Source organism: Wolbachia endosymbiont (group B) of Camptogramma bilineatum (assembly GCF_947251825.1).
In the GTDB taxonomy this organism is placed as follows: Bacteria; Pseudomonadota; Alphaproteobacteria; order Rickettsiales; family Anaplasmataceae; genus Wolbachia.
The window spans coordinates 674,213-687,897 of record NZ_OX366391.1; the positions used below are offsets into that span (position 1 = coordinate 674,213).

The 13,685-nt window shown below is 36.2% G+C and carries 13 protein-coding genes and 4 pseudogenes; 6 read left to right on the forward strand and 11 right to left on the reverse strand.

The genetic code is table 11. The features are described from left to right. Positions 1-53: 53 nt before the first annotated feature. From OPR44_RS03435 to OPR44_RS03445, 3 genes are all read right to left on the reverse strand, one after another. Positions 54-992 (reverse strand): endonuclease/exonuclease/phosphatase family protein, encoded by a 939-nt coding sequence (locus OPR44_RS03435; protein WP_265015339.1) that lies wholly within the window; start codon positions 990-992, stop codon positions 54-56. 219 nt (positions 993-1,211) lie between these two features. Continuing rightward, positions 1,212-2,117 carry a patatin-like phospholipase family protein gene (locus OPR44_RS03440; protein WP_265015340.1) on the reverse strand — a complete coding sequence of 302 codons (906 nt, stop codon included), beginning with the start codon at positions 2,115-2,117 and terminating at the stop codon, positions 1,212-1,214. Between the two features lie 9 nt (positions 2,118-2,126). Further along, the gene (locus OPR44_RS03445; protein ID WP_262986626.1) at positions 2,127-2,351 is read right to left on the reverse strand and encodes a hypothetical protein; all 225 of its coding nucleotides are present in this window, start codon (positions 2,349-2,351) and stop codon (positions 2,127-2,129) included. A 128-nt stretch (positions 2,352-2,479) separates the two neighbouring features. On the opposite strand from OPR44_RS03445, the gene OPR44_RS03450 reads away from it, so the two are divergent. Next, the gene (locus tag OPR44_RS03450; RefSeq protein ID WP_265015341.1) at positions 2,480-3,028 is read left to right on the forward strand and encodes an ankyrin repeat domain-containing protein; all 549 of its coding nucleotides are present in this window, start codon (positions 2,480-2,482) and stop codon (positions 3,026-3,028) included. Here the strand turns inward: OPR44_RS03450 and OPR44_RS03455 are convergent. From OPR44_RS03455 to OPR44_RS03485, 7 genes and pseudogenes are all read right to left on the reverse strand, one after another. After that, positions 2,965-3,960 (reverse strand): phage late control D family protein, encoded by a 996-nt coding sequence (locus OPR44_RS03455; protein WP_265015342.1) that lies wholly within the window; start codon positions 3,958-3,960, stop codon positions 2,965-2,967. The two genes, OPR44_RS03450 and OPR44_RS03455, sit on opposite strands and share 64 nt — an antisense overlap. 1 nt (position 3,961) lies before the next feature. Then, complete coding sequence (locus OPR44_RS03460; RefSeq protein WP_405197547.1) at positions 3,962-4,168, reverse strand: tail protein X; 207 nt, start codon at positions 4,166-4,168, stop codon at positions 3,962-3,964. Then, a complete protein-coding gene (locus OPR44_RS03465) occupies positions 4,146-4,562 on the reverse strand; it encodes a phage tail protein (RefSeq protein ID WP_265014727.1) in 417 nt (138 codons plus the stop codon). Before OPR44_RS03465 ends, OPR44_RS03460 begins: the two co-directional genes overlap by 23 nt. Before the next feature lie 3 nt (positions 4,563-4,565). Beyond that, positions 4,566-6,077 (reverse strand): annotated as a pseudogene (locus OPR44_RS03470) (phage tail tape measure protein); the annotation flags it as partial. Positions 6,078-6,120: 43 nt separating this feature from the next. Continuing rightward, on the reverse strand, positions 6,121-6,729 hold the full coding sequence (locus OPR44_RS03475) for a hypothetical protein (protein WP_265015343.1): 609 nt from the start codon (positions 6,727-6,729) through the stop codon (positions 6,121-6,123). A gap of 112 nt (positions 6,730-6,841) precedes the next feature. Then, positions 6,842-7,093: a phage tail assembly protein gene (locus OPR44_RS03480; protein WP_265014729.1), complete on the reverse strand. Its 252-nt coding sequence runs from the start codon at positions 7,091-7,093 to the stop codon at positions 6,842-6,844. A 16-nt stretch (positions 7,094-7,109) separates the two neighbouring features. Continuing rightward, positions 7,110-7,529 (reverse strand): annotated as a pseudogene (locus tag OPR44_RS03485) (phage major tail tube protein); the annotation flags it as partial. Positions 7,530-8,075: 546 nt separating this feature from the next. Between OPR44_RS03485 and OPR44_RS03490 the strand changes: the two are divergent. Beyond that, complete coding sequence (locus OPR44_RS03490; protein WP_265015344.1) at positions 8,076-8,729, forward strand: reverse transcriptase/maturase family protein; 654 nt, start codon at positions 8,076-8,078, stop codon at positions 8,727-8,729. On the opposite strand, the gene OPR44_RS03495 is transcribed toward OPR44_RS03490, so the two are convergent. Then, entirely contained in the window at positions 8,661-10,328 is a 1,668-nt protein-coding gene (locus tag OPR44_RS03495) for a recombinase family protein (RefSeq protein WP_265015345.1), read from the reverse strand. The two genes, OPR44_RS03490 and OPR44_RS03495, sit on opposite strands and share 69 nt — an antisense overlap. A 294-nt stretch (positions 10,329-10,622) precedes the next feature. Between OPR44_RS03495 and OPR44_RS03500 the strand changes: the two are divergent. The 4 genes and pseudogenes from OPR44_RS03500 to OPR44_RS03520 all read left to right on the forward strand — a co-directional run. Then, positions 10,623-10,823: pseudogene (locus tag OPR44_RS03500) on the forward strand (PDDEXK nuclease domain-containing protein); the annotation flags it as partial. Then, positions 10,823-12,251 (forward strand): annotated as a pseudogene (locus tag OPR44_RS03505) (phage portal protein). The pseudogenes OPR44_RS03500 and OPR44_RS03505, both read left to right, overlap by 1 nt. Then, positions 12,248-13,339, forward strand: coding sequence for a S49 family peptidase (locus OPR44_RS03515; protein WP_265015348.1), 1,092 nt, complete (start codon positions 12,248-12,250; stop codon positions 13,337-13,339). Before OPR44_RS03505 ends, OPR44_RS03515 begins: the two are co-directional and overlap by 4 nt. Beyond that, the gene (locus tag OPR44_RS03520) at positions 13,314-13,682 is read left to right on the forward strand and encodes a head decoration protein (protein ID WP_262986414.1); all 369 of its coding nucleotides are present in this window, start codon (positions 13,314-13,316) and stop codon (positions 13,680-13,682) included. The genes OPR44_RS03515 and OPR44_RS03520 overlap by 26 nt, the downstream gene beginning before the upstream one ends. Positions 13,683-13,685: the final 3 nt, after the last annotated feature.

The following is a 13,685-nucleotide window of genomic DNA, read 5'->3' on the forward strand; positions in this document are numbered from 1 at the left end:
CGATGACTCACTAAGTTGATGAACAATCTCAACCATTGTATTATATTTAGAGATTAATTAAATCTAACAGGTTTATGATCTGAGGGGTTTGGCACCTGCATCTGTAGTAATTGTACTACTATTGCAATGATAGCAGTTCGATGGATTGCTGGACCACCCACAATGCTATAGTCTAACTCACCTGATGATCGTGTGTTCTGCCTTGAATTCATTATATCGATAAACCTACCATTATTAGCACTAGGGAGATCTGACCTAAGTTGTGCTGGAGTTCTGTTGAAGTCTCCCATCACCATCCAGGTTTGATCAGGATAATATGTCTCCATATAATTTTGTATAACGTTTATCAGTTCAGGAGCTTCATTACGCGTTCTATTTGGTTCTGGATGAATATTAAAGAAAACACTATTGGCAATACGTATTCCTAAAACTGGTCGATTTATAAAAGTGCGGGATTGATAGTTCTCTGACGCAGCATCTATTGGTGTATGTCTAACTCCAGATGGAATGAGTACAATTTCACCTGCCCTTTGCCTGGAAATTATTGCCATATTTTGCTTAGTAGTCCCTTGACTCGTTCCCGGAGCTGACGGGGTATCTAAACGATTGTTGTAATAATACATATAAAAAGTTCCTGATCCAGTATTCCAAATATATTCCTGAACGCCTACGTCTGAGTTAGGCTCAAGGTCAAACCCTCCAAAGCAAATCTGTAATCGATTGCCGGCCGGACTAGACAATTGACTAGAAATATCTCCAATATTTCCAGCTTCTTGAATGGCTAAAATGTCTAATCCATAATTCATCAACGCTTGCACAACATTCCAGCGCGGGCCGTTGGTATTCCATGTGGCTGATGTGAACTCATGTACGTTATTTTTTTGAGGTGGCTGAGCGTTACATATTGGCATAATAAAGCATGCAAGTAACATTGTGAAAAAACATTTCGACATTTTACTTTTGTATAATAAAGATTTCATGCCTTTTAACATATTACATCCCTTTTTTGATTAGAAGATTTTTTTTACTATCTTTTTTCTCTTAAAGCTGAATTTTCTTTTGTAGTTCCTGCGCTTCAAGTTTATGTTATATATATACAAGATTGGTAAAAAAAACGTCCAAATTATTTTTTAAAAGTTTATTTTTATCAAAAAAGCTTTGAATTTTATAACTCTCTCATCAGAAAAAAAAAGTTTTTTCATAAACTTATATCATTTTGATAGCACATCAATTACTCTTTGATGATTTTCTATCATTGCCTTTGCTTCTTGCTGCAAACATTTAATATTTTGAGGTGTTATATCATCCATCTCAGCTGATGCAACTTGCAATTGTGATTGTATTCGCATATATTTATCATCTATTACTTGCTCTAGTTGATAATCAACACAATCCAATCCAGAAGCAAACATCACATTCAGTAGTGGCTTGACCCAACCTATTTTTCCAAATCTTCTTGAATTAACATACTCTATGCTTCTATCTGTTCTGCCAGTACCTATCGATACCAGTACAATATCATCATTTAGAAATAACCTCTTAGCACTTGCATATGCACAAGCAGCTGGATTATTGGCAAACACTCCGCCATCTATCAACACTCTCTCTGTTTGGCTAATTTTCAGACGTTTTGGTGTGAAATACGTTGGGGCAGCTGTTGTAGCTCTGAGTGCATCTTTCAACTTAATGTTTTCTTCTTTCCAACTTTTGAAGAAAAATTCACAATTGTTGTGAATGTCATAACTGGTGAGCAGTAGATTACTCGCGATATCGGCCATAGTGCTTTCGCCGAAGTATTTGTTGAGAATAAATTCCATATTTTTATATGAGTACTGAGAACCACTCAGCCAAGAAGCGATTGATTTTCTCCAAAGTGATGCTTGAAAGATATATGCTCCATACTCTTGGTAAAGTTCAACCAAATCATTGGCAGAGTATTGAAGTTTATTGCTTTTACAAAGTCCAGCAACAATAATTCCACCGGTTGAGGTTCCTGCCATTAAGTCAAAGATCTGGGAAATTGGCTTTTTTGTCCTAGATTCAATTTCTGCTAGAATAATGGCAGGAATTATTCCTCTAATTCCTCCTCCATCTACAGATAAAATGTACTTTGTCATTTGTTATAGTTATTTTTGTCTCTGCTCAAGCTCGTTAACTTCTTCAGCAAGGTTTTTGACCCTTTCTTCAAGACGATAGATGATTTCTGTAGTCCTTTGATTTTGCTCTATAAATTTATCATGCATATGAACTCTTAAGTCGAGCTTAGCTAGCCACCAGATCAATGCTATTGTTTGTATCACCATAGTAGCAATTACTGCTACAGGAATCTTTCCTGTACTTTGGTTTTTCATGTTTTTGTACAAAAAGCTGTATACTAATATATACAAGATTTGTCAAAAATACGTCCCAAAAAATCTTAAGAATTTTTCTTAAAGCTAACTCATTGCATTAAGCAAGTAATGTAAATAATATCATAGATATGAAATTCAGCATTTTTCGAAAACTATTAGTAAATTCGATAATACCAATAATATGTGTTATCTTTTTGTTTCAGCATTGTAAACCATCAAAAATTATACCAATAGAAAGTAAAACAACTAGTGAAGATAGAATAGCATTACGTATTGCAGCTGAAAGCTGCAATTTGGATAACATAAAATCCTTAATAAAAAATGCAGTAAATATCAATGACACCTACTATTTTGGTGCAACATCATTACACTATGCTACAAGTGGAGGCTGTTTAGAAGTTATAAAATTTCTGGTTGAAGAAGGCATTGATATAAATACTACTGATGCTTTTGGCTGGACAGCTTTGCATTATGCTGCACGAAAAGGACATCTAGAAATCACTAAATTTCTACTGGAAAACGGAGCAAATCCTCTTGCTAAAAACAAAGATAAAAAAACTCCTTTAGATCTTGCTGTAGAGGAATTAAATAATAATAAAGAAAAAAAAGATATCTATGAGGAAATTATCAATTTACTTTCCCGTGCCTCCGTAACAGCTGTTATCATACTACGATAGCCCAGGTTATCAATTACATGCTCAGCTTTATTTATTATCCAACCACCATAAACTCCTTTGCGAAATCCCAAAAGGTTGATCTTTGCTTCGGTAAATAATTCAGGATTTCCTGCCATTGTAATGTTGAGTGTTGCTGTACTGCTCATCAGCTGATTTAATTTTGCAGATGCTGCACTTTGCGCCAAATCACTGCTTGCATAAACATCTCGCAGAATATAGCTTGGTTCTTGATCACCTATTTTTTCTGTTATAGTCTCTGCTTTTTCATAATCATACCAATAGGCAATAACCGAGCCATATTGATTACGCTCATTAAATCTTACTTGCCAACTTGTAATATCTCTAGGTGTTAAAGTAATAGTGCTTAAAGTTTTTCCGGTAACTGATTTTGCTTTCCCTTTTGAAACAAAAAGTAAATATCCTCCTGCAGGTTTTGCTATTGCTCCATAAATTTGAGCAAGCCTGGTTAAAAAATGCATATCGCTCTCTGCAGTCTGATCAATATGCGATATCATGATATTTGCAAACTCTGCAGCAACTTTAGCTTGATAGCCCTGTTTGTTTGCAATTTTTTCCACTAAATCATTTAAAGTAATTTGATGCCACTCATTAAACACTTGTTCCTTTAAAGACTGTTTTAAATCTGCTGCATAACTCTTAATCTTTAGCACCTGTGGTGGACCTTGTAGCGTAATTTCATTCACTATGTAATCTCCCATTGGCACAATACCAGTTTCTTTATATCCAAGTAAAATATTCAGCTTTGCTCCAGTTCTAGGAATCTCAAATAACGAATCACGGTCATCAAGGTGAATTATAGCAGTATCGCTTATTACTCCAGCTTCATCAGTAATATGAATTGATACTAACCGACTCTTTATCAACTCAGTGATGGAAATTCCTTCTACTGAAATACTAAAATCTGGTGTCACTTCAATCCCATAGTTTTACTACTTGCTTTTGTATTGCTTTTTGAATTACAGGCAGTTTAACGGTTAACCCTGCAGGAAGAAGCTCGTACTCTGCAAGACCAGGATTAGCTTCCAATACAACCTCAACTGTGCCAGAGCTGAATCCATAGTGTCTCCAGCAAATAAAATCTAACATGTCATTTTCTTTAGTTTTGTAGTACATCATCATCAAATTGTATATCGTCAACGGGATTATTTAGTGATCCATCTAACAACACGTTATCGTAGTGTTTCAGGCTTAAATGAAACTCAATCTTCCTTGGTTCTCCATTTGGAAAAAAATATTTCTGTGTTTCTTCTATTTTTACGATAACAAAATGGCCTAAAATGTTACCCTGGCCATCAATAAGTAAAAGAGGTTTCGATGAATTTCGCATATTATTTATTTGCTTCAGCCCTCCTGAATAGATTACTCCTGCAAGCTCAACAATGTCATCTCCAGGACCAATACTTTGAAGCAATGGCTTTTCCCCAATAAGCTCAAGTGCAGGCCAGCGATATTCACTTCTACGTGTAAAACCTTGCTCAGTTAATGCAAATCTATATGGACCAAGAGATAACATAATTTAATTTATATCGTAAAGTGCGCCACTAAATTGTTCTCTAATTCGTTCCATTACTTCATCAGCAATGCTGCGTGCATTTTGCCCAGGGCTTGAATGAATATTGATACTAAATTGCATTTTGTTCTCTATAGTCTTATTTTGTGCTGTAATAGGGTGCTTAAGGGAATCACTGATAACGTTATTTACAGATCTAACTTCTAGTCTAGCCTCATTTTTTTTGCTCCACAGATTATTGATTGTTTTAAAAGGCTGAGTAATATTATTCCAAAATTTTCCTATCCAATCAGAAAAAGACTTCCATACAACTTTCACTGATTCCAAAATGGTAATAAAGAAGTCTTTTACTGCTTGCCACTTGATAATCATCAGAGTTGCAGCAACAGCAAAACCACCAATAACCAGTCCCATAGGGTTACTCATTAAGGCAATTGTCAATGCTTTAAATCCAGCAATTATTGCTGGAAAAACTGCAGAAAGACCTATTTTTACCAAAGTAATAACAGATCCAAACATTCTCCAAGTAGATAAAAGAGCGAATAAAGAACCTTTTACAAAAGTCCAAGCATAGCCAAGAGATATAGCTGCTATTTTAATGCTAATCAACGCTGTAGTAGTACTCATGATTACTGTAGTCAGTACTCTATACTCCTTGGCATAAAGTGCTACTTGTGTAGTTGCTGACCTCAGAAGATTAACAGTAAAATTTAAAGGTGGTAATAATACATAACCAAGATTCATTCCTACTTCTGCTATTGAATTCTTAAGTAGCTGAAGATTATTTGCTTTAGTATTTGCTCTATTTTTAAACTCTCTTTGCATTGAGCCATGATATTCTTCGTTTATTAATCGCAAAGATTTTCTATATTCATCTAGACTACCAGTAAGTAGCGCTATATCATCCTGATATTCAAGACCAAAGAGGTCAAAGAGAACGCTAGAACGTTCTTGCTTATCTAATTTTGCAACTGTTTCTAAAAACTTAAGTAATGTACCTTGTGCATTCTTACCGATTGCTTTCTCAAACTCCTGAGCATTTATTTTTAGCACTTGAAACGCTTTTTGAAAATTGCCACCTTGTTTACTCGCTGTTTGTAGTTTGCTAAGCATTGCATTAATCGCCGTACCTGCCTTTTCAGGAGCTTTACCAAGACTAATAAAGCTGCTTGCTAAAGCTCCTGCCTCCACTGCAGTTAAGCCAAATTGCCTTGCTGTACCACCAATTCTGTTTAGCGTTGGAACAATTTCTTTAGCTTTTGCTGCAGTATTATCAGAGATATGGTTTATCGCATCACCAATATTTGCCATTTCACCAATTTCAATTTGGTAAATATTAGAAAGCTTAGCAATAGCTTCTCCTGCTTCTTCTGCTGACATATCAAATGCAGTTGCCATTTTGGCCACAGTATCTGTAAAAATTGCAAGATCTTTAGCTGCAATACCAAGTTGACCACCACTTGCAGTAATTTGCGCAAGTTCTGCTGCAGATAGCGGAATTGTTCGTGACATTGCCTTTAATGTTTCCCCAAGCTTTGTTAAGCCATTTACATCTTTATCTTCAAATTTTACAACTTTTTTTTACATCAGCCATAGCACTCTCAAAACTAATTGCAGCCTTAAGTGGTGCTGCAAGGGTGAGTCCAAGTGTTACAGCATCTATCATTTGAGCTTTGAAATTTACTCTTTGCGCTAGAACTCCTTTACGTTTTTGCATTACGGAATTTAAAGCCATATAGTTATTTTTAAGCTTTTCAATAGAAGAGCCAAGTTTAGCTTGATCTCCAATAAGAGATTTTATGTCTCTACCACTTTTACTGAACTCCGTGCGTAGTAGGCGAAGAGCACTTCTTTTTTGTAAATAAGCTGTTTTAGCTTTCAGTGCTGCAGTTTTAGACCTTGTAAACTCATTTTGCAGACTCTTACTCGGTTCTTCTGCGTTTTTTATCTGCTGAGCAAGAGATTTTGTTTTTATTTCGAGTTCATTCCAAGAACGCCGAGCAAGCAGAGCATCGTGGCTGAGCTCTTTAAACTTAGACACTGATTTACTTGATGATTCAAGTTGTTTTATCGTACTACCAATACGAGAAAGCTGCTTCGTACTACCTGCCATCGTACTATTAAAACTGCTTTGCAGTCTTGCTCCAATTACTATAGAAATTGCTTTCATTTGTATAACTTTTTGCTACTTTCAAACCACGTAATAAACTCTTCAATATCCATATCAAGCCACTGATTGATTCCACCACCAACCACTGAGCTAAGCGATAATACGCTCAGCCTCAAATCTTCTGCTGAGACAAAAAACCTTGTAATGCTCCTTGAATCTTACTGTAGTCTGCAAGATCAAGTTCTTCTACTGCTTCTCTTGAAATACTTGCAAGATTTGCAATTAGTGCTACTTCTTTCTCTGCATCGTTATTACTCATACGTTCAACAGCTAAACGATCTCGAACTTTTGGACGGCGTAGAGTTAGCTCTGAAACTAAAATTCCATCGATTTTTATTGGTTCAGTTAATTTAATTTTTTGCATTATTTTACCTCTTTATTTAAATTCCTAGAGCTATGCGCATAGAAGTCATTTGATCAACACCATCGATTTTGCGAATCATGTTTTCTGCATCAATTTCAATCAATTCTCTGCCATCAATGGTAAGCTTATAATAGTTGGCAGCAATTATACATTTTAGTGTTGCTTTTTCAGCAGCCTTCCAGTTACCAAAATCAAGTTCCTTAAAGAGCCCTCTTAAGTTAATTACTACTGATTCGGCATCACTACTTCCCTGCAAACCTCCTCTTAAAGTAAGAGAAACAGCATTATTGTTTATCAATCCGAAAAGTCTAAAGAGCTCAGAGTCATATTCAGAAAAAGTGAAATCTGCTTCAAGCTTTTCCATGCCCATATCAATATTTATTGGAATATCCATACCACCAGCTCTGTATTCTTCTGTTTTTATGGTAAGTTTTGGGTGTGGCGTAGGGACACAAAGAATGCTTAAAAAAATGAGCAAACTAAGTGCAAAGCTGCACAATAGATGAGGGTGGGCCCCTCGAAGTCGGTTTGCAAGAACAGGCTTCAAACAGCCATAAGCTGCTGTGGTAAAGAGCCGTGGTAGTGAGCGTTATGGAAAAGGTACAATTATGCATCATGTGTAAAATAGAGAGGCGAATGAAAATGAACCACTGATGAAGTGTCGAAATTCCAAAGACGACGTCAAAACCATGGGCTCCTCAATCTCTTGGGATAAACCTATCAGGAACTTGTTTACTGGATAGGTGGCGTCCGGCATAGAGGTGGCGTGAATCTATTTTAGGCTATTGTGTGGAACTGCGGGAACCTGTCGTTTCGATGATAAGGGAGAAGTCCAAGGAGCTAAACTCTAAGGATGAGAGTACGATGCGAAGAACAGGGGCGGATCAGCTCGTAGTAGTGAAGAAGTTTCTGTAATGGAAATGGAGCGAAGGGGCTGGGTTATTTAGTTTTAATTATTTATCAACCGAAAGGGGAGGAATTAATGAGTAAAACAAAGTCTTTTAACATACCGAAGCAGCTTATTTGGAGAGCTTATAAACAAGTATTGAAAAATAAAGGAGCTGCTGGTGTGGATGAGGTTTCGATAGCAAAGTTTGAGGAAAATCTAAAAGATAATCTCTACAAACTATGGAATCGGATGTCATCTGGAAGTTATTTTCCAGAGCCTGTAAAAGCTGTAGCAATACCGAAAGGTACTGGAGGAGGAAAAAGAATTTTAGGTGTTCCTTCAGTATTTGATAGGATAGGGCAAACGGCTGCTGCTATGTATCTGGAGCCGCTAGTAGAAACAAAATTCTATGAGGATTCATATGGTTATAGATCAAATAAATCTGCATTGGATGCGGTAGATACAGCGCGTAAAAGATGCTGGAGGTACAATTGGGCGATAGATCTTGATATATCAGGATTTTTCGACAATCTGGACCACGAGTTGGCATTGCAAGCTATCAAAAAGTACACAGACTGCAAATGGATCATACTGTATGCTGAAAGATGGATGAAAGCTCCAATTCAGCAAGCAGACGGTAGTAGGGTGGTGAGGGATAAAGGAGTTCCGCAGGGAGGTTCACTTACCCCGCCAACAATGTTGCAAATTTTTCTTTTCTTCTCGATTGTTTCCAGGAGAGTTTGGTAGCTCTTTTACACGAAATACCACATTTACGTCCTCAAGGTTAATTTCAATTCTCTTGACTAACGTTCTAATAATATCACGTTTAGTTAGCCAGTCTGCGTTATCAAGGTTTGATGTAATATTGGAAGAAAAGTCTTCTAAATTGGTTACAACCAAAGTTAATTCCTGTTTTAATTTCTTTTGATCGAATATCCTTTTCTTCTCCTCTTCAATTGTTTTTAAACTTTGTTTCATTGCTTTAATTCGTGGCTCAAATTCTTCTTGATTAATATATTCTTGAGCATAACTATCAATAAGTCTAGCAATACCACGTTTTAATTTATTTTCTTTTTTCTCTAGTAAATCGCTTTTTTGATCCCATGATGATTTTTTAAGCTCTGAAAGTCTACGCCTATATTCTTCTAAAACCCTATTTGGATTTTTCAATAAATGCTTAACCTCTTCCCACACGGCTGTTTCTAATGCATCTGTACGAATGTGTTTATTATCACAAATTTTATTACCACCAAAACGGTAAGAATCTCTACCAATACAACGATAATAAGCATAATGATCAATTTTTTCTCCTCGCTTATTTCTTACAGGACTTCCGTAATATGCATAACGACAACGCTTACATACGATTAAACCTTGTAGTAAATGTTTTGCTCCTCTTTCTCTTGTCCTTGCTATTTTTCTATTCTCAGCTAATTGTTCTTGAACTATATCAAATACATCTTCGTCCACTATATTTGGCACTTTAACATAAATCCAATTTGCTTTTTTAACAGAATAGGTAGAGTAATTATCTTTCGGTTGTTCACAAGAATGTTTCTGTGGTCTGATATGTTGTAACTTTATACCTACTTTTGTTTTACCAAAAGCCGCTTGTCCTTTGTAAGCAGGATTTTTTAACATACCCCAAATCACACTTCTATCCCAGCACTTTTTTCCTGTTCGTGTTATAATAGACATAGTGTTTAGCCGACGACACACTTCCCCAATACTTGTCCTTTCTCTTCCTATCCACAAAAATACTTTCCTAACAACATTAGCTTCTTCTTCGTTTATTTCAAATAAAGCTTGTCCTCCTCCCATATATTTATCTATATAACGATAACCATAAGGAGCTCCTCCCATTACGCTTACACAACCTTTATTAGCTGCATAAATCTTTCCGCGACGACTTCGTTCCATAATTTTCGCTCGTTCATATTCTGCTATCATACCTTGCATTTGTAACAGCAATTGAGATTCTGGATTATCGTTAATCTCATAATTTAAGAAAACCGTTTCTGCTCCTGCTTTCTCAAATTCTTCAAGTAATACCATTTGATATGCATATTTTCTAGATAAGCGATCAGGTGAATGAATGTAAATTCTATCAATTTTACCTTCTGTTACTTTATCACGTAACTTTTCTAGATCAGGACGGACTAGATTAGATCCACTGTAGCCATTATCAATAAATTTATACTCACTTAATAATTTGTATCCATCCGTACTAATTTGCTTCTCTAAAGCTGCAACTTGACTTGCTATTGTATTTTCTTGTGCTTGTTTCCCCGAAGAAACTCTTGCATATAAACTCACTGTTACCATTTGATCCTCCTTGAATCCCATTTTTATGTTTTAAATTTTTTTGGCTTACTTGCTTTGACACGGCTTTTTCATAAGCATCTAACAAATACTTTTCTGCCAACCGGTTAGTTTCATAGCTACAGCTAATCCGTATAGCTAATCTCTTATTTCCCATGAACTTTCCTTGAAATAATATGTTCATATCATTCATTGAAACTGATGGTTAATTGATTGTTGGCACTATAAATAAATGGCACTCTTGTTTTTGGACATAGAAGTTTTCGAGAAATGCTTTTCTCTAATTTTACGTTTTTTGCAACATTGTTGGCGGGGTAAGATCAACCATCTGTAGGGTTGATTTTATGTAAATCTAAAAATGATGTACTAGCAAAATACACTCTAAAAGATATGACAAAACCAATAGGACTAGCAGAATATCGAATAACTGAAAGTCTACCAGAGAATATAAAGACAGCTTTACCAACGATAGAGGAATTAGAAGCTGAGTTATCTAAAGTTTCAGATAAAGAGAAGTAATGCTACTCAAATCATTCAAACAACTATTTAGTAAGCCAAAAATCAAAAGCTCAGCGTGGGATGCAGCAGGATCAGGAAGAAGATTTTTTCACTTTCAACCAGAGTTAGGAAGTATAAACAATTTGCTGTCTCAAAGCCTTGAAACTTTACGTAGTAGATCACGTGATATGGTGAGAAAAAATCCATATGCAGCAAATATTATTGATACAATAGTAAGTAACTCTATTGGAACAGGAATAAAGCCGCAATCAAAAGCAAAGAATGCAGAATTTCGAAAGAAGGTGCAAGAATTATGGCTAAAATGGACAGATGAAGCAGACAGTAACGGAGTAAGTGATTTTTATGGATTACAAGCTCTAGTGTGCAGAAGTATGATAGAGGGAGGAGAATGTTTTGTACGTTTAAGAACGAGAAAGCTGGAAGATAGATTTTCTGTACCATTACAACTACAAGTACTTGAGTCTGAACATTTAGATAATAAAACAAATCAAACTTTAGGAAATGGTAATGTAATAAGAAACGGGATTGAGTTTAACAGGCTTGGGCAAAGAGAAGCATACTACCTATTTAAAGAACACCCTGGTGAAAGTATGTTTGGAGAATCAGTGAGAGTGCCAGCAAATGATGTTTTACATATTTATAGACCATTAAGACCTGGGCAAATCAGAGGGGAGCCTTGGCTTTCTAATATACTGCTGAAGCTTTATGAGCTTGATCAATATGATGATGCAGAGCTGGTGAGAAAGAAAACTGCAGCAATGTTTGCTGGATTTATTACGAGACTCGATCCAGAAGCAAATATCATGGGAGAAAGTGAAAGTAATGAGCAAGGAGTGGCACTATCAGGTTTAGAGCCAGGAACAATGCAGCTTTTAGACCCAGGAGAAGACATAAAATTTTCAGAACCGTCAGATGTTGGAGGAAGTTATGAAGCGTTTATAAGACAGCAACTCAGGGCAATAGCGATTGGTACAGGGATAACATATGAGCAACTAACAGGAGATTTAACCGGTGTTAATTATTCATCAATTAGAGCAGGATTAATAGAGTTTCGTAGGAGATGTACAATGTTACAGCATAACATAATGGTATTTCAGTTTTGCCGTCCTGTATGGGATAGGTGGTTAGAGTTAGCACTACTTTCTGGAGAGCTAGACATAGGTGAAGAATGGACAAAGGGAAAAGAAGGAGCAAAAAAAAGAAGTAAAATGGATACCACAGGGATTTGATTGGGTCGATCCGCTAAAAGATCAGCAAGCACAGCAAATGGCAGTAAGAAATGGATTCAAGAGTCGAGCGGAAGTAGTATCAGAAATGGGTTATGATGTAGAAGAAATTGACCAAGAAATAGCAGAAGATCAAAAACGTGCAAGTGAACTGGGCTTGAGTTTTGATTCTGACGTTACGGCCAATCAAGAGGTGATATGAAACAACAATGGCTAAACAGATGTGTAATGGTAGAACCAAGGAGTTTTGAGTTACTGTCACTACAAACAGGAAAGCAGCCTATCTTTAAAAATATAAAACATGCAGTAAGAAATAGTGAAAGAGGAATAATACCGATACATGGCATTTTAACTAAAAAACCTGGTGCATTTGATGAAATGCTCGGAATGACATCATATGAGCAAATAGAAGAACAAATTACACAAGCATTAGCAGATAGTAGCATAGAGACAATTATACTGGAAATAGATAGCCCCGGAGGAGAGGTAAACGGTATATTTGACCTAGCTGACTTTATTTATGAATCAAGAGGAAAAAAGAGGATAATAGCGATAGCAAATGATGATGCATATTCTGCTGCGTACGCTATAGCTTCTAGCGCTGAAAAGGTATTTGTGAGTAGAACTTCAGGAGTAGGAAGCATAGGAGTAATAGCAAGTCATATAGATCAAAGTGGGTTTGATGAAAAACAGGGAATAAAATATACGACAGTATTTGCAGGAAGTAGAAAAAATGATTTAAATCCACATGAGCCAATAACGTCTGAAAGTCTGGAAAGCTTACAAAAAGAAGTAGGCCGACTATATGAAATGTTTTTGCAGCTAATAGCAAGGAACAGAGGTCTTTCAATTGAAAAGATTCGATCAACAGAAGCAGGGCTATATTTTGGCAAGAACGCTGTGGATATTGGTCTTGCAGACGGAATGACAATTCTTTCATCTATTAATCAAAACAGGAGTATTATTATGAATGAACAAACTACAAATGACCTAAAAACTAATAATTTAACTAAGTATCGTACTGAAGTTGTTGAATTAATACGTTTGTGTAACTTATCACGAATGCCAGAGAAAATAGGAGAATTTATTGAGCAGGGTGTAAGTGTTGAGCAAGCAAGGGAGGTTTTAATGGAATTACTTGCAGAAAGAACAAAGAAGACAGAGATAATAAGTACAATACCACAGAATTCAGGAGAAGAGTTGATGATGCAGGTAGCGAAAAGTCGTAGGCATTTAAAATATATAACAAAAGGAGAAAAGCAAAATGAGTACTATAACCGAACAAAATAATCTGAGTGACTTATTAAAGTATGAGGCATCAAGCCTGTATTCAAGAGATCAAATAACAGTAGCAAAAGGGCAGAACCTAAAGCTTGGTACAGTAGTGGCTCTCGATAAAGATAGCATGGTTAAGATAATAAATCCAACTGCCACAGATGGTACACAAACAGCGATAGGTGCAATAGTAAGTGATGTAAATGCGACAGAAAATGCCAAAGCAGTAATCATTACACGTATAGCAATGCTAGCAGATCATGCAGTTGTATGGCCAGCAAATATCACTGAAGAGCAGAAAGCTGCAGCAATAAAGCAACTTGAAGGACGAGGGATCATTGTCCGCAAGGGAGTGTAACTT

Excerpts from the sequence above, each read along its gene's own strand:
- OPR44_RS03445 (WP_262986626.1), bottom strand. The coding sequence starts at position 2,351 with ATGAAAAACCAAAGTACAGGAAAGATTCCTGTAGCAGTAATTGCTACT.
- OPR44_RS03480 (WP_265014729.1), bottom strand. The coding sequence starts at position 7,093 with ATGCAAAAAATTAAATTAACTGAACCAATAAAAATCGATGGAATTTTA.
- OPR44_RS03515 (WP_265015348.1), top strand. The coding sequence starts at position 12,248 with ATGAAACAACAATGGCTAAACAGATGTGTAATGGTAGAACCAAGGAGT.
- OPR44_RS03440 (WP_265015340.1), bottom strand. The coding sequence starts at position 2,117 with ATGACAAAGTACATTTTATCTGTAGATGGAGGAGGAATTAGAGGAATA.
- OPR44_RS03435 (WP_265015339.1), bottom strand. The coding sequence starts at position 992 with ATGTTAAAAGGCATGAAATCTTTATTATACAAAAGTAAAATGTCGAAA.
- OPR44_RS03450 (WP_265015341.1), top strand. The coding sequence starts at position 2,480 with ATGAAATTCAGCATTTTTCGAAAACTATTAGTAAATTCGATAATACCA.
- OPR44_RS03475 (WP_265015343.1), bottom strand. The coding sequence starts at position 6,729 with ATGAAAGCAATTTCTATAGTAATTGGAGCAAGACTGCAAAGCAGTTTT.
- OPR44_RS03490 (WP_265015344.1), top strand. The coding sequence starts at position 8,076 with ATGAGTAAAACAAAGTCTTTTAACATACCGAAGCAGCTTATTTGGAGA.
- OPR44_RS03460 (WP_405197547.1), bottom strand. The coding sequence starts at position 4,168 with ATGATGATGTACTACAAAACTAAAGAAAATGACATGTTAGATTTTATT.
- OPR44_RS03495 (WP_265015345.1), bottom strand. The coding sequence starts at position 10,328 with ATGGGATTCAAGGAGGATCAAATGGTAACAGTGAGTTTATATGCAAGA.
- OPR44_RS03465 (WP_265014727.1), bottom strand. The coding sequence starts at position 4,562 with ATGTTATCTCTTGGTCCATATAGATTTGCATTAACTGAGCAAGGTTTT.
- OPR44_RS03520 (WP_262986414.1), top strand. The coding sequence starts at position 13,314 with ATGAGTACTATAACCGAACAAAATAATCTGAGTGACTTATTAAAGTAT.